20 protein-coding genes and 1 pseudogene are annotated in these 20,465 nt (G+C 71.9%); 9 read left to right on the forward strand and 12 right to left on the reverse strand.

From position 1 onward, the window contains the following. The first annotated feature begins 133 nt into the window (after window positions 1-133). From MMA15_RS04725 to MMA15_RS04745, 5 genes are read left to right on the forward strand one after another with little or no spacing between them, the layout of a single operon-like run. A complete protein-coding gene (locus MMA15_RS04725) occupies window positions 134-1,639 on the forward strand; it encodes an ATP-binding protein (RefSeq protein ID WP_241057706.1) in 1,506 nt (501 codons plus the stop codon). Further along, entirely contained in the window at window positions 1,636-2,040 is a 405-nt protein-coding gene (locus MMA15_RS04730) for a roadblock/LC7 domain-containing protein (RefSeq protein WP_241057707.1), read from the forward strand. The genes MMA15_RS04725 and MMA15_RS04730 overlap by 4 nt, the downstream gene beginning before the upstream one ends. Continuing rightward, on the forward strand, window positions 2,037-2,432 hold the full coding sequence (locus MMA15_RS04735; RefSeq protein WP_241057708.1) for a DUF742 domain-containing protein: 396 nt from the start codon (window positions 2,037-2,039) through the stop codon (window positions 2,430-2,432). The genes MMA15_RS04730 and MMA15_RS04735 overlap by 4 nt, the downstream gene beginning before the upstream one ends. Further along, the gene (locus tag MMA15_RS04740; protein WP_241057710.1) at window positions 2,413-3,006 is read left to right on the forward strand and encodes a GTP-binding protein; all 594 of its coding nucleotides are present in this window, start codon (window positions 2,413-2,415) and stop codon (window positions 3,004-3,006) included. The genes MMA15_RS04735 and MMA15_RS04740 overlap by 20 nt, the downstream gene beginning before the upstream one ends. Beyond that, window positions 3,003-4,751: a cytochrome P450 family protein gene (locus MMA15_RS04745; protein WP_241057711.1), complete on the forward strand. Its 1,749-nt coding sequence runs from the start codon at window positions 3,003-3,005 to the stop codon at window positions 4,749-4,751. The genes MMA15_RS04740 and MMA15_RS04745 overlap by 4 nt, the downstream gene beginning before the upstream one ends. A gap of 161 nt (window positions 4,752-4,912) precedes the next feature. On the opposite strand, the gene hisF is transcribed toward MMA15_RS04745, so the two are convergent. The 8 genes from hisF to hisD all read right to left on the reverse strand — a co-directional run bounded on the left by hisF (window position 4,913) and on the right by hisD (window position 11,097). Continuing rightward, a complete protein-coding gene (hisF, locus tag MMA15_RS04750; RefSeq protein WP_241057712.1) occupies window positions 4,913-5,683 on the reverse strand; it encodes an imidazole glycerol phosphate synthase subunit HisF in 771 nt (256 codons plus the stop codon). Window positions 5,684-5,859: 176 nt separating this feature from the next. Beyond that, window positions 5,860-6,276: a RidA family protein gene (locus MMA15_RS04755; protein ID WP_241057713.1), complete on the reverse strand. Its 417-nt coding sequence runs from the start codon at window positions 6,274-6,276 to the stop codon at window positions 5,860-5,862. Beyond that, window positions 6,273-7,034: a bifunctional 1-(5-phosphoribosyl)-5-((5-phosphoribosylamino)methylideneamino)imidazole-4-carboxamide isomerase/phosphoribosylanthranilate isomerase PriA gene (priA, locus tag MMA15_RS04760; RefSeq protein ID WP_241057714.1), complete on the reverse strand. Its 762-nt coding sequence runs from the start codon at window positions 7,032-7,034 to the stop codon at window positions 6,273-6,275. The genes MMA15_RS04755 and priA overlap by 4 nt, the downstream gene beginning before the upstream one ends. A 143-nt stretch (window positions 7,035-7,177) precedes the next feature. Beyond that, a complete protein-coding gene (gene hisH / locus MMA15_RS04765) occupies window positions 7,178-7,864 on the reverse strand; it encodes an imidazole glycerol phosphate synthase subunit HisH (protein ID WP_241057715.1) in 687 nt (228 codons plus the stop codon). Beyond that, window positions 7,861-8,025 carry a CG2302 family histidine operon protein gene (locus tag MMA15_RS04770; RefSeq protein WP_241057716.1) on the reverse strand — a complete coding sequence of 55 codons (165 nt, stop codon included), beginning with the start codon at window positions 8,023-8,025 and terminating at the stop codon, window positions 7,861-7,863. The genes hisH and MMA15_RS04770 overlap by 4 nt, the downstream gene beginning before the upstream one ends. Then, window positions 8,022-8,612 (reverse strand): imidazoleglycerol-phosphate dehydratase HisB, encoded by a 591-nt coding sequence (gene hisB, locus MMA15_RS04775; RefSeq protein WP_241062993.1) that lies wholly within the window; start codon window positions 8,610-8,612, stop codon window positions 8,022-8,024. The genes MMA15_RS04770 and hisB overlap by 4 nt, the downstream gene beginning before the upstream one ends. Window positions 8,613-8,614: 2 nt before the next feature. Next, window positions 8,615-9,721: a histidinol-phosphate transaminase gene (locus MMA15_RS04780; RefSeq protein WP_241057718.1), complete on the reverse strand. Its 1,107-nt coding sequence runs from the start codon at window positions 9,719-9,721 to the stop codon at window positions 8,615-8,617. Continuing rightward, on the reverse strand, window positions 9,718-11,097 hold the full coding sequence (hisD, locus tag MMA15_RS04785) for a histidinol dehydrogenase (protein ID WP_241057719.1): 1,380 nt from the start codon (window positions 11,095-11,097) through the stop codon (window positions 9,718-9,720). The genes MMA15_RS04780 and hisD overlap by 4 nt, the downstream gene beginning before the upstream one ends. 309 nt (window positions 11,098-11,406) lie before the next feature. Here hisD and MMA15_RS04790 point away from each other — a divergent pair, with 309 nt between their 5' ends. From MMA15_RS04790 to ybaK, 3 genes are all read left to right on the forward strand, one after another. Next, window positions 11,407-13,020 (forward strand): oxidoreductase, encoded by a 1,614-nt coding sequence (locus tag MMA15_RS04790; RefSeq protein WP_372498179.1) that lies wholly within the window; start codon window positions 11,407-11,409, stop codon window positions 13,018-13,020. A gap of 181 nt (window positions 13,021-13,201) precedes the next feature. Further along, window positions 13,202-14,056: an LON peptidase substrate-binding domain-containing protein gene (locus tag MMA15_RS04795; RefSeq protein WP_241057720.1), complete on the forward strand. Its 855-nt coding sequence runs from the start codon at window positions 13,202-13,204 to the stop codon at window positions 14,054-14,056. Between the two features lie 139 nt (window positions 14,057-14,195). Then, window positions 14,196-14,717: a Cys-tRNA(Pro) deacylase gene (gene ybaK / locus MMA15_RS04800; RefSeq protein ID WP_241057721.1), complete on the forward strand. Its 522-nt coding sequence runs from the start codon at window positions 14,196-14,198 to the stop codon at window positions 14,715-14,717. Between the two features lie 73 nt (window positions 14,718-14,790). Here the strand turns inward: ybaK and MMA15_RS28155 are convergent, their stop codons facing one another. From MMA15_RS28155 to MMA15_RS04820, 4 genes and pseudogenes are all read right to left on the reverse strand, one after another. Then, the gene (locus MMA15_RS28155) at window positions 14,791-15,813 is read right to left on the reverse strand and encodes a hypothetical protein (protein ID WP_308290506.1); all 1,023 of its coding nucleotides are present in this window, start codon (window positions 15,811-15,813) and stop codon (window positions 14,791-14,793) included. Between the two features lie 305 nt (window positions 15,814-16,118). Further along, on the reverse strand, window positions 16,119-16,898 hold the full coding sequence (locus tag MMA15_RS04810) for an ABC transporter permease (RefSeq protein ID WP_241062996.1): 780 nt from the start codon (window positions 16,896-16,898) through the stop codon (window positions 16,119-16,121). Between the two features lie 218 nt (window positions 16,899-17,116). After that, window positions 17,117-18,226 carry an ABC transporter ATP-binding protein gene (locus MMA15_RS04815; RefSeq protein ID WP_372498180.1) on the reverse strand — a complete coding sequence of 370 codons (1,110 nt, stop codon included), beginning with the start codon at window positions 18,224-18,226 and terminating at the stop codon, window positions 17,117-17,119. Window positions 18,227-18,540: 314 nt separating this feature from the next. Next, a pseudogene (locus tag MMA15_RS04820) lies at window positions 18,541-19,803 on the reverse strand (NYN domain-containing protein); the annotation flags it as partial. Between the two features lie 242 nt (window positions 19,804-20,045). Between MMA15_RS04820 and MMA15_RS04825 the strand changes: the two are divergent. Next, window positions 20,046-20,222 (forward strand): hypothetical protein, encoded by a 177-nt coding sequence (locus MMA15_RS04825; RefSeq protein WP_241057723.1) that lies wholly within the window; start codon window positions 20,046-20,048, stop codon window positions 20,220-20,222. Window positions 20,223-20,465: the final 243 nt, after the last annotated feature.

Genomic DNA, 20,465 nt, shown 5'->3' on the forward strand with positions numbered 1-20,465 from the left:
CCCGTGCCCGGCGTACGCGGGCCCGACTTCGAGGCGTGGCAGGCGACTTCCCGTGCCGGGCCGGTCCGTTGGGCCTCCGCCTCCGCTCATGCACATCCGACCGGCGAAGTTGCTCCTGCTTGAGGATTCGAAGATGCACATATCGGACGTAGCCCTCTGGCTCGTGCCGCCCCTCGCAGTGGCCGCGGTCGCGGCCTGGATCACGGCACTCCGGTACCGCGGGCACTCGGCGCACCACGCACGGCGTGCCGACGCGCTCGAACAGCAGGTCCGCATGAGAGACAAGGAGACCCAGCACCTGGTCCGCGAGCGGCTTCAGGCACTCGCGGACGCGCAGTGGAAGGGGCGGCGCAGGCAGGTGCCGGGACCGCTGCACGAAGAGCTGGCGGGTACGGAGTTCGCCGACGCGCACGACTCGGTGCTGGAGATGTTCAGCTTCGCGAGCGACCGCGCCGAACAGTCGGCGGAGGGCCTGCTGCTGGCCGTGGCCCGCAAGCTCCAGGGGCTGGCGAACGGTCAGCAGCTCAAGATCAACGAGATGACGGAGCGTCACGACGACCCCGTCTTCCTAGAGGATCTGATGCAGCTCGACCACACCAACGCCCAGATCCTCCGGCGGGCGGTGGGCATGGCCGTGGCCTGCCGTGCGTGGCCGGGCCGTCAGCACAACGCGACCTCGCTGCACGACATCGTCCGTGGCGCCATCGGCCGCATCCTGGACTACAAGCGCGTGCAGATCGTACGTATCGAGGACACTCGTGCGGTGACGGGCCGCGTCGTGGAACCCCTCGTCATGACGATCGCGGAGCTGCTGGAGAACGCCACCCGCTCCTCGCACCCGCAGACCCCCGTCCAGGTGCATGTCCAACTCACCCACACCGGGCTGGCGTTCGTGATCGAGGACGCCGGAGTGGGGCTCAACGCCGCCGAGCAGGAGAAGGCGGTACGACTGCTCAACGACGAGTCGCTGGGACTCGCGAAGCTGGGCGACCCGCCGCGCTTCGGGCTCGCCGCGTGCGGTGCGCTCGCCAGGCGTTACGGCTTCAAGGTCTCGGTCGACACGGCCTCGGCGTTCGGCGGCGTACGTGCCGTGGTGAACCTTCCGCGGACCTTGCTGACCGACCCCGTCGACACGGTGTCGTCGCCCGCTCCGGGTACGCGGCGACAGGAGACGGCCGCACCCGCGGCGGCTGCCGTGGCCGGAGCGGATGCCGGGACTGCCTCGCCCACAGAGCCCACCGCGCCCCCGGCGGACCCGGGACCCGCCTCGCCCGACAGGGGCCGGCAGCCGACGCCCGCCGCCTCGGCGACCGACGCGAGGGACGCGACCGACGCGAAGGAACCCGCACCGACGACCGGCACGACGGACGCCACCACAACGACGGACACGAGCCGCACGACCGACGCGACGCCGAAGGCGACCCCCACCACCGCGAACGGGCTGCCCAAGCGCACACGTAAGCAGCCCGCCCCCAGCGCCGAACACACCCCGCCCCCCACCGCGCGGCCGGCCCCGGAGCCGAAGCCGGACGAGCGCACACCCAGCCAGGCGGCGGCCTCGATCGGAGCGTTCCAGCGAGCAGGCAAGGCGGCGGCCGACCGTCTCCGTCAGTCCACGGAAGGAACTCCCGAGTCATGACCCAGAATTCGGACGCCTGGATGCTCAATCAGGTGCTGGACCAGCCCGAGGTCCACGACGCCATCCTCATCACCGCCGACGGGCTGGTGAAGGCGTTCTCGCAGGGCCTGGACCAGGACCAGGCCGACAGCATCGCCGCCGCCCTCGCGGGAGTGCAGTCCACCAGCAGCGCCACCGCGATGTTCTGCCGTGCGCCCGCCGACTCGTGGCGGCAGAGCATGGTCGAGTTCGACGGCGGATTCGTGGTCACCATCCGTGCCCACGACTCGACGTTCCTGTCCGTGGCGACGTCGGGCGCCGCGGACGTCGGGCAGGTCGCGTACCGGATGCACGAGGTCGTGGCCCAGCTCGGGCGGGAGATGGGCGCCGAACTCCGCGAGGACGTTGGCAGCGGAGCATGACCCACCGGCACAGGCACGACCTGGTGAGATCGTTCGTGCTGACGGGCGGACGCGCTCAGCCCGCACAGGGCGCCGGCGCACTCGACGTACTGACGATGGTGACCGCCGTACCGGGCAAGCCCCCGGGTACGGGACTCCAGCCCGAACACCTCAAGGTGATCGACCTGTGCCGCGGTGGCTATCTCTCCGTCGTCGAAGTGGCCGGCCACCTCGGGCAGCCGCTCACCATCACCCGCGTACTGCTGGGCGATCTCATCGACGCGGGCCTGCTGTCGGTCAAGGCGGACCAGACGGCCCCGGACGCCGGGTCCGCGCCGGCCCCCGGCACGAAGCCCGACCCCGACCGACTGCGAACCCTGGAGAGGATGCTGCATGGCCTCCAGGCTCTCTGACGGTGTCTATGTACGAGACACCGTGCAGATCACTCCGAAGCTGATGGTGGTCGGCCCCTTCGGCGTCGGCAAGACGACCCTGATCGGGGCCGTGAGCGAGATAGAGCCGCTGCGCACCGAGGAGTTGATGACGCAGAACAGCGCCGTGGTGGACGACCTGACCGGCGTGCCAGGCAAGAGATCCACCACCGTCGCCCTCGACTTCGGGCGGCTCACACTCGCCGAGGACCTCGCGCTGTATCTGTTCGGCACACCCGGCCAGCACCGCTTCAAGCAGATCTGGGACGACCTCTCCCGGGGGGCGTACGGGGCGCTGGTGCTCGCCGACTCACGCTTCCTCGACCAGTCCTTCGAGGCGCTGAGCCTGGTGGAGAAGAGCGGACTGCCGCACGTCGTCGCCCTCAACACCTTCCCCGACACCCCGGACTACCCCGACGAGGAGCTGCGTGAGGCGCTCGACCTCGACTCCCGTACGCCGCTGATCAATTGCGACGCCAGGGACCGCGAGTCCGCGAAGGGCGCCCTCATCTCGCTCGTCAAGCACCTGTACGCCGGCCACCAGGAGTCGTCGTGACCTCCTCCTCCGAGCACACCGAACAAACCGAGCCCACCGGAGCGGCCGGAGCCGCCGAACACACCGAGCGGCCCGGGCACTTGGAACGCCCCGGCGGCCCCGGCAAGCCCGAGCACCTCCAGGCGCTGTCCGCCCTGCGGGAGCCCCTGCCGGAGGCCGCGCCGGAACCCGCACGGTCCGAGGCGGGCCCGCCCGCTTCCGGCCCGCGGGGCTGCCCCGTACAGCGGCCGTCGTCCGGGACTGCGTCCGGGACTGGGACCGGGGGCGGACCTGAATCCGGTTCAGGACTGCCGAAGCTCTACGACGACGCCTTCGCCAGGGACCCCAACGCCCTCTACGACAGGCTCCGTTCACAGGGCGGCCCCGCGCAGTGGGTGGAGCTGGCGCCGGGCGTCGAGTCCATACTCGTCACCGGCTACCAGGCGTGCCTCGAAGTCCTGCGCAGCCCGTACTTCTCCAAGGACGCCCACCGCTGGAAGGCGCTGGCCGACGGCGAGGTGCCCGCCGACAGCCCCATCCTCCCGATCATGGGTCCGCGGAAGAGCCTCTGGTTCGCCGACGGCCAGGAGCATCTGCGGCTGCGCACGCCCGTCGACCGCGCTCTCGCCGGGATCGACCCGCACGAACTGCGAGCCGTCGTACAGCGCAGCGCCACTCAGCTCATCGACGAGTTCGCGAAGGACGGCCGGGCCGACCTGGTCTCCCAGTACGCGGCGCGAATCCCCGTCATGGTCCTCACTCAGCTCTTCGGCTGCCCGAACCATCTCAACGGCCGCATCTCCACCGCGTTCCTCCAGATGGTCAACGCCGTCGAACCGGACGCCGCCACCGAGGGGTTGAAGGACCTGGTGGCCTGTCTGAACGAGCTGATCGAGATCAAGTACCGGACCCCCGGCGACGATGTCACGACCCGGCTGCTGCGCCACTCCGCCAATGTGACGCGCGAGGAACTGATCGACCAGCTCGTGGTGCTCACCGGTGCCGGGCAGGTGCCCGGCACGGCCTGGATCTCCACCGCCACGATGATGCTGCTCTCCGACGACCGCTTCGCAGGCGACCTGACCGGGGGCAGCCTCACGGTCACCGACGCGCTCAACGAGGTGCTGTGGCTGCACGCCCCGCACTCGAACTACTCGTTCGTCTACGCCATCGAGGACTACGTACTGCGCGACCAGGAGACCGGCGAGGAGACCTTCGTCCCCGCAGGCGTCCCGGTGACGATCAGTCACGCCGCGGCCAATCTGGACCCGAGCCTGCCGACCAGCCAGACCCAGCGCGCCTCCAACACCGCCCATCTCGCCTTCAGCGCGGGCCCGCACGCCTGCCCCGCGCAGGACATCGCCGGTGTCATCGCCGAGGTCGCCATCGACACCCTGCTCGACCGGCTCCCCGAGATGGAACTCGCCGTGCCCGCCGATCAACTCGCCTGGCGCCCCGGCCCGTTCATCCGCGCCCTGACCGAACTGCCGGTGCGCTTCTCCTCGGCGGCCGAGCGCACACGGTACGAGCCACCGGGGCGGACCGGTGCGGTCGACGCACCCGTCACGAACGGCGCGGGCGATCCCCCGGGCGGGGGCGCGGGTGTCGACGGCACGGCGACGGCGTACGGGGCAGACGTGAGTACGGGCACGGGTACGGGCTCCGGCTCCGGTACGCCCACGCCCGATGCGGAGCGGCAGCACCAGGCCCCGGCACGTAAGGCGCCGCGCCGCTACTGGGCACTGCCGGGCCGCCGCCGACGGTGAACCGCCCGGCCTCCACCGGGCCTCACCGCTGAACCGGCGAACCGCGAACCCGCGAAGCCGCGAACGGACGGTCCTCCGAACCTGCGAACCGGCGGTCCCGCGAACCCGCGAACCGGCGGTCCCCCGAACTCGTAACCTGCGAACCGCGATCCGCCCCGCGCTCAGCGGACGGGCGCGCCCGCCTCACGCAGCGCGTCCTTGACCTGCCCGATCCGCAGTTCGCCGAAGTGGAAGACGGAGGCCGCCAGCACCGCGTCGGCTCCCGCGCCGACCGCGGCGGGAAAGTGCTCCAGCCTGCCCGCACCGCCCGACGCGATCACCGGTACGGAGACATGCCGTCCCACGGCCTCGATCATCTCGGTGTCGTAGCCGTCCTTGGTGCCGTCCGCGTCCATCGAGTTCAGCAGGATCTCCCCCACGCCCAACTCGGCCGCGCGGCGCGCCCATTCGGCGGCGTCCATCCCGGTGCCGCGGCGGCCGCCGTGCGTGGTGACCTCGAAGCCGGAGGGCGTGGAAGCGTCCTCGCCGCAGCGCCGGGCGTCGACCGACAGCACCAGCACCTGGCTGCCGAAGCGTTCGGCGATCTCACGGATCAGCTCGGGCCGTGCGATGGCCGCGGTGTTCACGCCGACCTTGTCGGCGCCCGCGCGCAGCAGCCTGTCGACGTCGTCGCCGCTGCGTACGCCGCCGCCGACCGTGAGCGGGATGAAGACCTGCTCGGCGGTGCGCCGTACGACGTCGTATGTCGTCTCACGGTCGGAGGAGGAGGCGGTGATGTCGAGGAAGGTGAGTTCGTCGGCGCCTTCCTGGTCGTAGATCTTCGCCATCTCGACCGGGTCGCCCGCGTCCCGCAGATTACGGAAGTTGACGCCCTTCACGACCCGTCCGGCGTCGACGTCCAGGCAGGGGATGACTCGTACGGCCACGGACATGCTGTGCTGACTCCTTGTTGGATGGTGCGAGGGACGTGCCGGGGGCGGTGCCGGGCGGGTTCGGACGCCGCGGCAGTACGGAGGCGGTGACTGCGGACAACCGGGCTGCGGACGAGCGGGCTGCGGACAACGGAGCTGCCGACGACAGGGCTGCGAAGCCCGGGATCGTACGGCCGTCAGGAACGGTCGGTGCGGAACGCCTCCAACTCCACCTGCACCAGCACCCGGGAGTCCACGAAGCCCGAGACGATCACGACGGTCGCCGCGGGGGCGACCTCGCCGAAGATCTCACGGTGCGCGCGTCCGACGTCCCCCACGTCCCGCGCGTGCGTGAGATACATCCGGGTGCGGATCACCGACTCCGCGCCGAGCCCGAACGGTTCGAGTGCCTTGAGGGCGTTGCCGAAAGCGGCCCTGGTCTGCTCGTAGGGCGAGCCCTCGCCGAGCAGCTTGCCGTCCGCGAGCGGCATCGTCCCCGCCACCAGCACCCGGTCTCCCGCGGCGACGGCGCGTGCGAAGCCGATCGTCTCTTCCCAGGTGCTTCCGGAGCGGTCACGCTCCACTTCGGGGTCACGCCGTTCGGGCGGGGTCATGACGACACGGCCTCCAAAGCCTCTTCAAGTGTGAACGCCTCGGCGTAGAGGGCCTTGCCGACGATGGCTCCCTCGACGCCCTCCGGTACCAGAGTGGCGATCGCCCGCAGATCGTCAAGGGAGGAGACCCCGCCGGACGCGATGACGGGACGGTCCGTGACGGAGCAGACGTTGCGCAGCAGTTCGAGGTTGGGGCCCTTGAGGGTGCCGTCCTTGTTGATGTCCGTGACGACGTAGCGGGCACAGCCCTCGGAGTCGAGCCGGGCCAGCGTCTCGTAGAGGTCGCCGCCGTCGCGGGTCCAGCCGCGGCCGCGCAGCGTCGTGCCCCTCACGTCCAGTCCGACCGCGATCCTGTCGCCGTGCTCGGCGATGACCTTGGCGACCCACTCGGGCGTCTCCAGGGCCGCCGTACCGAGGTTGACGCGGCGGCAGCCCGTGGCGAGGGCGGCGGCGAGGCTCGCGTCGTCGCGGATGCCGCCCGAAAGCTCCACCTCGATGTCCATCGCACGGGCGACCTCGGCGATGCGGTCGCGGTTGTCGCCGGTGCCGAAGGCCGCGTCGAGGTCGACGAGGTGCAGCCAACGGGCGCCCGCCCGCTGCCAGTTGAGGGCCGCCTCAAGCGGGTCGCCGTAGGAGGTCTCGGAACCGGACTCGCCGTGGACGAGGCGTACGGCCTGCCCGTCGCGCACATCGACGGCGGGGAGGAGTTCCAGCGTGTGAACGGACGGCCCGTACGGGGTGGACGAAGGCGTGGACACGTGCTCTCCCGGCTCGTTGTTCAGTGATCGTCAATGTTTCAGGACTGGCTTCGGTCTTCAGAGCGTTCGGGCTTCCGGCGTTCCCGGGTTGTACGGGCCCGGGTCGTAAGGGCCCGGCTCCCCGGGTTCGCACAGGTCCGGTCTCACAGCGAGGCGACCCAGTTGGACAGCAGCCGCGCACCGGCGTCGCCGGACTTCTCGGGATGGAACTGCGTCGCCCACAGCGGCCCGTTCTCCACGGCGGCCACGAACGGCGCGCCGTGCTCCGCCCAGCTCACCTTCGGCGGTGCCATCGCCGGGTTAGTGACCGTCAGCTCCCAGTCGTGGACGGCGTAGGAGTGGACGAAGTAGAAGCGGTCGCTGTCGGACAGCCCCTCGAAGAGACGCGAACCGGCGGCGGGCGTCACCGTGTTCCACCCCATGTGCGGCACGGCGTGGTCGGCGTCCGCCTTCAACGGGCCCACGGTGCCCGGCCATTCGCCCAAGCCCTCGGCCTCCGTGCCGTGCTCGACGCCGCGCGAGAAGAGGATCTGCATGCCCACGCAGATGCCCAGCACGGGACGGCCGCCCGCGAGCCGCCGCTCGACGACCCAGTCGCCACGTGCCGCCCGCAGCCCCTCGACGCAGGCCGCGAAGGCGCCGACGCCGGGCACCAGCAGCCCGTCGGCGGCCATCGCCCTGTCGTAGTCACGGGTGATCTCCACGTCCGCGCCGGCCCTCACGAGGGCGCGCTCGGCCGAACGCACGTTGCCGAAGCCGTAGTCGAAGACCACTGCCTTCTTGCGCTCCGCACCCGGCGCGCTCGTGTCGGCGCTCCTGGCCCCGCTCATGTCCACACCTCCAGCCGCAGCACCCCGGCGAGCAGCGCCAGCGCCGAGGCCGTGCCGAGCACCGCCACCACGCCCTTCGGCAGCTTCTGCTTCCAGAAGGAGACCGCCCCGCCGAGCAGGAAGAGCCCGACGAAGATGAGCACCGCCGACAGGCCCGTCACAGCGCCCCCTTGGTCGAGGGGATGCCGGTCTGGCGCGGGTCGATCTCGCTGGCGTGACGCAGCGCGCGCGCGAGCGCCTTGAACTGGCACTCCACGATGTGGTGCGCGTTGCGCCCGTAGGGCACGTGCACATGCAGCGCCACCTGTGCCTGCGCGACGAAGGACTCCAGGATGTGCCGCGTCATCGTCGTGTCGTACTCGCCGATCATCGGGGCCATGCCGTCCGGCTCGCTGTGCACGAGGTACGGCCGTCCCGACAGGTCGACCGTCACCTGCGCCAGCGACTCGTCGAGCGGAACGGAGGCGTTCGCGAAGCGCACGATGCCGCTCTTGTCGCCGAGGGCCTGCTTGAAGGCGGCGCCGAGCGCGAGAGAGGTGTCCTCTATCGTGTGGTGGCTGTCGACGTGCAGATCGCCCTCGGTCTTGACCGTCAGGTCGAACAGGCCGTGGCGGCCGAGCTGGTCGAGCATGTGGTCGTAGAAGCCGACGCCGGTGGAGACGTCGGCCTTGCCGGTGCCGTCGAGGTTGATCTCGACGAGGACCGAGGTCTCCTTCGTGGTGCGCTCCGCACGGCCCACGCGAGCCAGAGTCATCGGATGCTCTCCTTCGTCACTGCGCGTACCGCGTCGAGGAACGCGTCGTTCTCTTCGGGCGTGCCCGCGGTCACCCGCAGCCGTCCCGGCACTCCGTTGTCCCTCACGAGGACTCCGTGCTCCAGCAGGGCGCGCCAGGTGGCCTGAGCGTCCTCGAACCGGCCGAACTGGATGAAGTTGGCGTCGGACTCGGTGACTTCGAGCCCGAGGGCCCGCAGCTCCCGAACCAGCCGGTCACGCTCGTCCTTGAGCCGTTCGACATAGCCGAGCAGTGTGCCGGTGTGTTCGAGGGCGGCGAGCGCGGTGGCCTGTGTGACCGCCGAGAGGTGGTACGGCAGCCGTACGAGCTGCACCGCGTCGACGACGGCGGGATCGGCGGCGAGATAGCCCAGGCGCAGCCCGGCCGCCCCGAACGCCTTCGACATCGTACGGCTGACCACGAGGTTCGGGCGGCCCTCGATCAGCGGCAGCAGCGAGGGCCGGTGGGAGAACTCGCCGTACGCCTCGTCGACGATCACCATCGAGGGCCCCGCCGCCTGGGCCGCGTCGTAGAGCGCCACGACGGTGTCGCGGTCGACGGCGGTGCCCGTGGGGTTGTTCGGCGAGCAGACGAAGACGACCTCCGGGGCGTGCTCCGCGATCGCCCGCACGGCCGCTTCGGTGTCGACGGTGAAGTCCTCACGGCGCGGGCCCGGCAGCCAACCCGTGCCGGTGCCACGGGAGATGAGGCAGTGCATCGAGTAGGACGGCTCGAAGCCGAGGGCGCTTCGGCCGGGCCCGCCGAAGGTCTGAAGAAGCTGCTGGATGACCTCGTTGGAGCCGTTGGCCGCCCAGACCTGCTCACGGGAGACCTCATGGCCCGCCGTGCGGGAGAGATAAGCGGCGAGCGCGGAACGCAGCTCCAGAGCGTCGCGGTCCGGGTAGCGGTTCAGGGTGCGCGCGGCCTCGGTGACGCGCTCGCCGATGCGCCGCACCAGCTCCTCGGGCAGGGGGTACGGATTCTCGTTGGTGTTCAGCCGTACGGGCACGTCGAGCTGCGGGGCGCCGTACGGGGTCTTGCCGCGCAACTCGTCCCGGACGGGGAGCTGTTCGATGCCGGTCACTTGCTCTGCGGCGCCTTTCCGTCGGGCCCGCCGGGAGCCTGCGCCCCGCCGGAGCCCCTGGACTCCTTGAACCCTTCGAACCTGGCCTTGAGCGCCGTGCCGTGCGCGGGCAGGTCCTCGGCCTCGGCGAGCGTGACGACGTGGTGGGTGACGTCGGCCAGCGCCTCGCGCGAGTAGTCGACGACGTGGATGCCGCGCAGGAAGGACTGCACGGACAGGCCCGAGGAGTGGCAGGCGCAACCGCCCGTCGGCAGCACGTGGTTGGAGCCCGCGCAGTAGTCGCCGAGCGAGACCGGCGCGTAGGGGCCTACGAAGACCGCGCCCGCGTTGCGCACCCGGGACGCCCACGCGGGGGCGTCCGCGGTCTGGATCTCCAGGTGCTCCGCGGCGTAGGCGTCGACGACGGCGAGGCCGTCCTCCAGGGAGTCGACGAGCACGATGCCCGACTGCCGCCCGGCGAGCGCCTCGGTGATCCGCTCACGGTGCCGTGCCGCGGCGACCTGCTCCTTCAGTTCGGCCTCGACCGCGTCGGCCAGCGCCTCGGACGGCGTGACCAGCACGGCGGCGGCGACCGTGTCGTGCTCGGCCTGGCTGACGAGGTCGGCGGCGACGTGCACCGGGTCCGCGGTGTCGTCCGCGAGTACGGCGATCTCGGTCGGCCCCGCCTCGGAGTCGATGCCGATACGGCCCTTGAGCAGGCGCTTCGCGGCGGCGACATAGATGTTTCCGGGGCCGGTGACGAGCTGCGCGGGCGGGCACTCGCCGGTGCCGTACGCGAACATCGCGACGGCCTGTGCGCCCCCGGCCGCGTACACCTCGTACACCCCCAGCAGTGCGCACGCGGCGAGCACCGTCGGGTGCGGCAGTCCGCCGTGCTCGGCCTGCGGGGGTGATGCGACGGCGAGGGAGCCGACACCGGCCTCCTGCGCGGGCACGACGTTCATCACGACCGACGAGGGATACACGGCCCGGCCGCCCGGCACATAGAGCCCGACCCGCTCGACGGGCACCCAGCGCTCGGTGACCGTGCCGCCGGGCACGACGGTGACCGTCGAGTCGCTGCGCCGCTGGTCGCGGTGTACGACGCGGGCCCGGCGAACGGACTCCTCCAGCGCCGCCCTTACGTCCGGGTCGAGCCCGGCCAGGGCGTCGTCGAGGGCCTCGCGCGGTACGCGCACCAGCTCCAGAGTCACGCCGTCGAACCGCTGCGCGTAATCCACGAGCGCCGCCGTGCCGCGATGCCGGACGTCCTCACAGATCGGGCGCACCTTCTCCAGGGCGGCCTCGACGTCCAGCTCGGCACGGGGAAGCAGATCGCGGTCGAGGCCGCCGTCGACGGGGACGGCGGAACCGCGCAGGTCGATTCGGGAGATCACGGGTCCAGTCTCTCAGACCTCGTCCGGCCACCGGTCGCGCGTATCAGTGAGTGATACGCACCCCGGGAGACGATCGTCGCCTCTGGCGTTCATACAGTCACTCAGAGGGAAAGAAGCGGACGGGCCCGGCCGGAGCCCCGTCCGGGCCCTGCCCGCCGGGCCCGGCGAACGCACGCGGCACGGGCACGACCGGCCCGGCAGCCGCGGCGGCGAGGCGGAACAGGAGCAGGACAGACGCCGGACGGCGGCGGGCCGGAAGCAGAGCAGACGCAGGACAGAGGCAGAGGAAGCAGAGGGGGAAGCAGACCAGTGAGCGAGCCGGTGGACTCAAGAGAGCCGCCTTCCTGGCTGACGAGGGCCGAGTGGGGCATGTGGCAGGCGTTCCTCAACGGCAGCGAGTACGACCTGCGCAGCGGCGAAGCCGAACTCGACGACCCCAACGGCGACCAGGTCTGGGGACCGGACCGCACCGTGCGCGCCCGCGTCATCTCGCTGCTGCTGCTGCACGGACCGCCGCCGCTGCTGGGGCGCGTGGCGTCGCTGCACGTCTCGGGCGCCCACATCACCGACGTGCTCGACCTGTCGGGCGGCATCATCGAGCCGTACTTCGAGCTGCGGCAGTGCCGCTTCGAGAAGGAGGTGCGGATGGCGGAGGCGCGGATGCACACCGCGCGCCTCGTCGACTGCTACATACCGCGGCTGGAGGCGGCCCGGCTGAACACCGACGGCGATCTCCATCTGCCGCGCTGCTCGATACCCGAGGGCGTCAAGCTCACCGACGCCACCATCGGCACCGACCTGATGCTCAACGAGGCCACCATCGGCAGCGGGCGCCGGATACGCGCCATAGCCGCCGACGGCATCACCGTCTCCCAGGAACTACAGGCGAGCCTGCTGGTCACCGACGGCGAAGTGAGCCTGCGCGGCGCGACGATCGGCAGTTCGCTGCACATGTTCGGCTCGGTGCTGCGCAACACCAAGGGCCGCTACGCCCTGCACGCCCCGCAGATGACCGTCGAGCACGTGGCGAGCTTCGCCGACGCCAACCGGGGCCGCTCCTCCCAGCTACAGGGCGGCGCCACTCCCGCGTCCGGCACCCCCGTCTCCTTCGCCGAGGGCGGCAGCCGCTGGCGTACGAAGCGCTTCGAGTGCACGGGCGGAGTGGTGCTGGACGACGGCAGGTTCGGCTCGTCACTCGTCATCGAGAACGCCCGCTTCGAACTCAAGCGGGACCAGGAGCTGTCCCTGCGGCGCATCCAGACACCGGAGTTGAACTTCACGCCGCGTGCGCCCGAGCGCGGCCTCGTCGTGCTCTCCGGCGCCACCGTGGAGAAGCTGCTGGACCGCGTCGGAAGCTGGCCGAGGGACCAGCGGCTGTGGATGGCGGGCTTCACCTACCAGCAGGCCATCCCCAAGGAGGGCCACTTCAACGTCCGCGAGCGGCTGCGCTGGCTGGCCGCGGCCACGCCTGAGTACTCGCCGCTTCCCTACGAGCAGTTGGCGCTGATGTACCGCAACAGCGGCGAGGACACCAACGCCCGTGCGGTGCTCCTCGCCAAGCAGCGCCGGCGCCGCGAGACGCTGCCGCTGGTGGGCAAGGTATGGGGCTACTTACAGGACTGGACGGTCGCATACGGATACCGCCCGGCGCAGGCCGCGCTGTGGATGGCGCTGCTGTGGGCGGCGAGCGCCATGTACTTCGGGGTGCATCGGCCCGAACCGCTCAAGGGCAACGAGTCGCCGCACTGGAACGCCGCGCTGTACGCGCTCGATCTGCTGCTGCCCGTCATCACGCTCGGGCAGGACAACGCCTGGGATCCGGCGGGCCTTCCGCAGTGGGTCGCTGCCGGGCTGATCCTCCTCGGCTGGATCCTCGCCACGACCGTGGCGACGGGCGCGACGCGGCTGCTTCGCCGTCAGTGAACCAGCCGACCGTTGCCGTACGGCGGCGCGAAGTCGGGGCCCCGACGGCGCGCTGCCGTACGGACGCGCCGCCCGTGTACGGCGGCTGCGCGGCGCTGCGGCCGCGGGTGCCCGCTCGTAGTTGCACTCGTGATCGATCGGGAGCACCCCGTACGCCCCGAAGGCTTTAGGCTTACTCGTTGTGACAACCGCGCTTCCGCTCTTCCCCCTCAACTCGGTGCTGTTCCCTGGTCTTGTGCTGCCGTTGAACATCTTCGAGCAGCGGTACCGCGCGCTGATGCGGGACCTGCTGAAGATCCCCGAGGACACGCCCCGCCGCTTCGGTGTCGTCGCCATCCGCGACGGCCGCGAGGTCGCACAGACCTCGACGGGCCTGCCGGAGAGCGCGCCGCCGCAGGGCGCCGAGCCGATGGCCGGGTTCGGACCCGATCCGATGACGTCCTTCTACACGGTGGGCTGCGTCGCCGACGCCTCCACGATCCGCGAACGTACGGGCACGGGGAGCGGTACGGGCTCCGGCACCGGCGGGGGACCGGGCTCCGGCGCGGCCGGCGGCACCGGCTCCGGCCCTGACGACGCGTCCGTCGACGAGGACGAGGCCGCCCACGACGACCCGGGCTACGAGGTGCTGGCCACCGGCACCACACGCTTCCGGCTTCTCTCGGTGGACACGAGCGGCCCGTATCTCACGGGCGAGATCGAGGAGTTGCCGGAGGAGGAGGGCGACGGCGCGGGGACTTTGTCCTCCGGTGTGCTGCGGGCGTTCCGCGGTTACCAGAAGCGTCTCGCGAGCGCCCGGGAGCGCACCCTGGCCGCCGGTCAGGAGCTGCCTGACGACCCGTCGGTCGTCTCGTATCTCGTGGCCGCGGCGACCATCCTCGACACCCCGACCAAGCAGCGCCTCCTCCAGGCCCCGGACACCGCGACGCGGCTCGCGGACGAGCTGAAGATCCTGCGCCGCGAGACGGCCGTGATCGGAAAGCTGCCCTCGCTCCCGGCGGCCGACCTCACGCGCAGCCCGACAAGCCCCAACTGAGCCTCGGTCAGGGCGAGTTCGGCCGAGGCGGCGACGGTCTCCCATGGTCCTGCGGCGACGACGGACGACGTACGGCACACAGCCGCCGGGCCGATGCGGGCCACGCACACGGCACGGCGGACGGACGACGGTGCACGCGATGGCGAAGAAGAAGCAACAACGGCAACGGCAGCAGCAGGCGGCGACCCCGGCGACGCTGGCCGTGTCCCGTGCGGGCGTGGAGTTCGCCACGCACTCCTACGAGCACGACCCCTCCGCCGCCTCCTACGGCACGGAGGCCGCCGAAGCCCTGGGCATCGATCCCGGCCGGGTCTTCAAGACGCTCGTCGCGGAGATCGACGGGGCGATGACCGTGGCGATCGTCCCGGTCTCCGCGTCGCTGGATCTGAAGGCCCTCGCCTCGGCGGCCGGCGGCAAGCGGGCGGCCATGGCGGACCCGAAGGCCGTAGAACGCAGCACGGGCTATGTGCTGGGCGGCGTCTCGCCGTTGGGACAACGGCGGCGACTGCCCACGGTCGTCGACACCTCGGCGTCCGAGCACGCCACCGTCTGTGTCTCGGCGGGGCGGCGCGGCCTGGAGATCGAGCTCGCCCCGGCCGACCTGATCGCCCTCACCGGAGCGGCCACCGCGGCCATCGCCCGTACGGGTGGCACATCGTGAGGGGCTGAGGGGCTGAGGGCACGAGGAGCGGCCGGGGGCCCGGCTCGATGATGCGCCGAGCGCGGGCCTGCCCTCACCAGTGCTGCGGGGCTCCCCCGTCCTTGGGCGGTACCGGCGGCGGAGGGGCCGCCGGTGCCATGGGCTCCGGATCGCGGTGGCCGAAGGAACCCATCAGCAGCAGATGAGTCAGCAGCGCCATGAACGGCCAGACGATCAGCGCGCCCTTGGCCTGAAGCTTCAGCGGCCCGTCGAAGGTCTTGTTCGTGCCCGCCGCCTTCGCCGAGGCGGCCAGATCGCTCGACGGCCCCAGTTGTACGCCGAGCTGCCACGCCAGCACGGAACCCAGCAGCGCACCCACCGCGAGCCCGACGGCGAGCCCGATGCCTCCGCCGCGGCTGCGCAGGAACACCAGCAGTCCCGTCACCACCCCGAAACCGAGCGCGAGCAGCACGAACGTGCCGTCCGCTCCGATCGCCTCCTCGCCCTCCGGGTCCTTGAGGAAGACACCGCCGTCGACCTTGACGAGCGGTACGCGCGGCGCAAGCCACAGCCACAGCAGCCCGAGCGCCACTCCCACCACGAGCATGACGGCCGCGCACAGAGCGCCGGAGCGTGCCTCGCGCCGGACATCGGGGCGTTCCTGGTCCGCGTACTCGTCGTGCCCGTATCCGTGCGGGTACTCGGGCTGTACGGGACCGCCCGCCGGGCCCTGCTCCGTACGGTCGCCGGGGTGTCCGTACGCTCCGGACCCGCCGTATGAGGGCGGCTGGCCCGAGGCTCCCGCACCGGAGCCGCCCGCGCCCGTCCCGCCGTAGCCGGGTCCGCCGTGGCCCGCTCCTCCGTAGCCGGACCCGCCGTAGCCGGACCCCTCGTAGTCCCGGCCTCCGTCGTCGGACCCGCCGTAGTCGGGGCCGCCGGGACTGTGGCCGCCGGGGCCGGCTGGCCCGTAGGGAGACGCGGGGTGATCGCCGCCCGCGTGGTCGCCGCGCCGGTGGGAGCCCGGCTGTCCGCCGCGCCGGCCGCCACGGCCGTGCTGCGAGCGGGAGGAGCGACGCGAGTGGTCGGGGTCGGGTGAGGAAGGCGTTGGTGCGGTCACGACGCCATCGTGCCAGTTCCGGGCACCAGTTCGGGCGGCGGGCCGTAGATGGCTGCGACTGACAGCGGCTCCCGTCCCGGCCTCGCCTGCTCAGGCGCCGTCCGTACGCAGGCCGGGATCTCTTCGGCCGTCGGCCGGACCAGGGCGTATGCGGGCCCGGCACATGGTCCGGACGCTGACCGGAGACCGCTCTCGGTTCTCGGCTCTCGGTTCTCGGCTCTCGGTTCTCGGCTCTCGGTTCTCGGCTCTCGGTTCTCGGCTCTCGGTTCTCGGTTCTCGGTTCCTCGTTCCGGTCGGCCCCGGGCTCAGCGCACCGCGGCCCGCCGGTACGCCCAGGTCGCCAGCGCCAGCGACGCCACCCCCACGGCCGCGCACACGCCCAGATCCAGCGCCGCGTGGAGCCAGTCGGGCCGCGTCTCGAACGCCCGGGTCAGCGCCTCGACTCCATACGTAGACGGCAGCAGATCACGTAGCAGACCCACGGGCTGCGGCAGCCGGTCCCCGGGCAGCACGCCCAGCAGGAGCGCCGCCGACATCCCGAGCTGACCGCAGAGCGTGGCGATCTCCGGCTTCGGAGCGAGCAGGCCCAGCGCCGCGCCGAGACCGGCCAGGGCCGCGCCCGCCAGCGGTACGACGGCCACGAGCAGCCAGAGCCCGCCGAGCGGCAGTTGATACATCACACCGCCCACGACGGCGGTCACCACGACCCCCGGCACCGTGAACGACGCGTACGCACCCGCCGCCCCGAGTACGACCGCCGCCGCGGGCACCGGAAGCGTCGCGTAGTGGTCGAGTCCGCCGCCCGCACGCAGCTGCCCGAAGTACTGGGCCAGCAGATTCAGCGCCACGAACGCCACCACCAGAACCGCGGACCCGGCGACCACCGCCCGCGACTCCGCGCCGCCGTCGACGACGCCCCTCATCAGCACCATGATCCCCAGCGACTGGAACGTCGCCACGAACAGCAGCGGTACGCGGGCGACCCGCGCACGGGAGAGCTGCGCCCGGTAGACGGCGGCCATCGCGGGCCACAACCGGGCGCGGGGCGCCAGCGGAACGGGAGCCTCACCGGCCGGGGCGCGCACGCCGACGGCGCCCTCGGCCGCTTTTCCGTACGGCTCGGACCGCGCCTGCCGCGGGGGCTGCGGGGACCGCGATTCCGCTGACAGCCCGGACCGCGCCTCCCGTGTGGGTTCCGCTTCGCCCCCGGGCCTCGCTTCGTACCCGGGCCTCGCTTCGCTCGCGGGTTCCGCCTCGCTTGCGGACTTCGCCGCCTGCGCCTCGCGTGCCGACGCGGTCGTACTCACGCCTTCACCAGACCTTCCCCGCTGCCGCCCAGCGCGAGATACACGTCCTCCAGGCTGGGGGTGGCCAGCGAGAAGTCGTCGAGGGCCGCGAACGCGGGCCCGCCGGTGACGACGTCCACCGCGGCGCGAGCCGCCCCTGGCGCCATTCGCAGCGTCCAGCGGCGGCCGGAGACCGTGGCACGCCCGGCGAGGTCCGCGACCTGCGGCACTTCGAGGGGCGGGCGGTCCCGCCAGACCAGTTCGAGCCGTACGTCGCCGCCGACGAGCGACTTCAGCCCGCCGGGGGTGTCGCAGGCGATCACGCGGCCACGGTCGAGGACCGCGACCCGGTCGAGGACGGTCTCGGCCTCCATGACGTTGTGCGTCACCAGCACCACCGTCGTTCCGCGCTCCTTGCGTCTGCGCTCGACCGCCGACCACACCGCCCGCCGGGCGACGGGGTCCATGCCGGTCGTCGGTTCGTCGAGTACGAGCAGCGGCCGTTCGCCGACCAGCGCCGCGGCGACGCACGCCAGTCGGCGCTGCCCGCCGGAGAGCTTCCTGAGGGGACGGCCCGCGAGGGCGCACAGGCCCAGCTCGTCCAGTACGTCGTCCCGTTCACGCCGGGCGTCGGCGGCGTCAAGGCCGCGCATCCGAGCGGTGGTCTCCGCGGCCAGGGCGACGGTCAACTCGTCCAGCGCCACGGACTCCTGGCCGAGATGCGCGAGGACCCGCGCGGCACGCTCCGGATGGCGTACCAGATCGTGCCCGAGGACCTCCACCGTGCCCGAGTCGGGCCGCAGCAGACCCGTCAACTGCCTTACGACGGTGGACTTGCCCGCTCCATTGGGCCCGAGCAGGCCGAAGACCTCGCCCTGCCGTACGTCGAAGGTGACCCCGTCGCACGCGCGCACCCCCGCACGGGAACCGGTACCGAGACCGGAACCGTCGGTCACCGAGCCCGCGGCGTCCGGCGTCCTCGGGGACCTCCGTAGCAGGCCGAGGGGGAACCCTGCGGACCGGCGCACGCTCACGGGATACGTCTTGACCAGGTCCGCTATGCGCACAGCGGCCCGTGTCGGCGTTCGTACGCTCTCCGCCGTCTGCTGCCGCGTGCCGGTTCCCACGAGCGACGAGCCTACGCTCCAGCGTCGGCGCACCTTCCGGAAGGGGGGTTTCCGCACGGATGCGGGCAAGCGTCAGGCCCGGGGAAGGCGGGGGCGAGGGCGAACGGGCGAGGGCGCCACGCGAAGGCGAGCGCGATGCCCCGATCAGAATCCGGCAGGGGTCACTGGTCGGCGACGGAGGCGTCCTCACCGGTTGCGGCGCCCTGCCCGGCCTGCCCCTCGGGCGCGCTCTGGCCGCTGCGCCCGGACTCACCCGGCTGTCCCGGCTGGCCGGTGTGGCCCGCCTGTGCCGCCTGCCCCGCTTGGCTTCCCTGCCCGTTGGGCGTCGCCTGCCCGGCCACCGGTGCGTCGACCTCGCGCCAGAAGCCCGCACGGATCGCGTAGCGGTCGTGCTCGTCGATCTGGTCGTCCTTGTGCGCGAGCAGCCCGAACCTCGCGGCGTAACGCAGCAGTTCCCCGTCGATGCGATGCGGGATGCGCGGATACTCACGGGCGAGGGTCTGCACATGCGCGGGCGAGCCGAGCCGCTCCAGCCAGCGCCGTGCGAAGACCTGACCGACCTCGAAGGGGTCGCCGCTGACCGCCGTGATGTCCTCCTCGCGGTCTGCCCAGCGCTGCTCGGCCGTCGTGAGCTGCGCCAGCATCGGAAGCGCGGCGACCTCCGGCGACTCACCGGGCGTACCGCGCTCCACCCAGCCCCGCTCGGAGGACCAGCGCAGCGTCGCGCCCGGCGGCGTGCTCTGGCCCTGATGCGGAGGCGGCGTGGGGCGGCCGAGGCTCGCGAGGTCCTTGGGGGTGGGCACGGCGGCGGTGCTTCTGCCCGCGGCGGCCGGTGAGTCTCCCTCGTCCTCCTCGGCGGGCGCCGCGGCGGGGGTGGCGTCCGCCGTTCCCGAAGCAGGCGGTACGGGTCCGGGCGCCGTGGGCGGCACGGGCGCGCTGCCGTTCTTCGTGGCCTCGGGCAGCGGCGCGGAGAGGATCGCGGCGATCTCGGGGCGCGAGGCGGACTGCGGGTGGTAGGCGCCGGACGGTTCCGTGGCGCGTACCGCCTCGGTGATCCAGCTACGGTCCAGCACGCGGCGCTCGTCGGCCTCCGCCACAAGGTCCTCGGACTGGTTGTAGTCGCCGTCCGCCGCCTGCACGGCCCACAGATGTACGGCGACACCGTGCTCCTTGGCGGACATCAGCCCCGGGAGCAGATCCCCGTCGCCGGTGACGAGGACGATGTCGGAACAGGCACGGTTGCGGGCCAGTTCCGTCAGCTCGGCGTGCATCGCCGCGTCGACGCCCTTCTGAGCCCAGCGGCCGTCGCTTCTGGTCAGTGCGCCGAGACGTACGGTCACCCGCGGCATCACGCGCAGTCTGCGGTGCTCGGGCTGCGGCACCCGGTCCGGTGCGCCGTCGAACCAGTAGATGCGCAGCAGATCGCATCCCGTGTCGGCCTCGGCCCGCTCCCGCAGCCCGCGGATCAAAGCCGCGTGATCCACGCTGATCTGGGAGCGCATGGGCTCTCCCGCCAGCAGACTCGCGGCGGCGCCCAACAGATATCCGGCATCCACCAGAACGACGCAGCGGTCCACGATCCACCCACTCTCGGTCACCGATCCCGGCCGGAGCCGGGCCGTGTGTTTCGCCTTCGAGTCTGCCTGACCGTACAGGGCTTACCGGCCGCGCACGATCATCGGCGTGGCGGCACACATGAGGTGGGAACGCAACAGCGCGAAGAACCGCCTTACTCACGGTGATTGTCCGACATGCGCGCTTCATACCCCCGTGCCAGGCTGAATTCGGCCCAAAGTTCAACGGTCACCAGGAGGCGATCATGGCCAAGGGCAGGAATCAGGAACGCAGTCAGAAGAAAGCCGGGGACGGCGAGCGCGACCAGAGCAGGCCGGAGAGCGGCTCAACAGAGGGCCAGCCGTCGCGCCCGTCGTCGGGCAGAAGCGTCAGCCCCGCAGACGTCGCCCGCAAACACCAGCGGCGCTTCGGACACAACTGACCCTGCCTGGCGCAGAGGTCGACAACAATCCGTTTGATTCACCTGTGCCCTTGGGCACCGCACGTCGGCGCGTATGAAGAAGTGGGCGGCCCCAGCCCCGGGGCCGCCCACTTCCATGTACGGGCATCGGTACGTACGTCAGGAGGCGGGGGCCTCAACTGCGCCATGGCGGGCGGCAGTCGAGGCGGACGGCGCGCACCCGCCGCGAACCCGAGCGGGCCCGTGCCGGGCCAGGACGCGTCC

Origin of the sequence: Streptomyces marispadix (assembly GCF_022524345.1) — a bacterium.
In the GTDB taxonomy this organism is placed as follows: domain Bacteria; phylum Actinomycetota; class Actinomycetes; order Streptomycetales; family Streptomycetaceae; genus Streptomyces; species Streptomyces marispadix.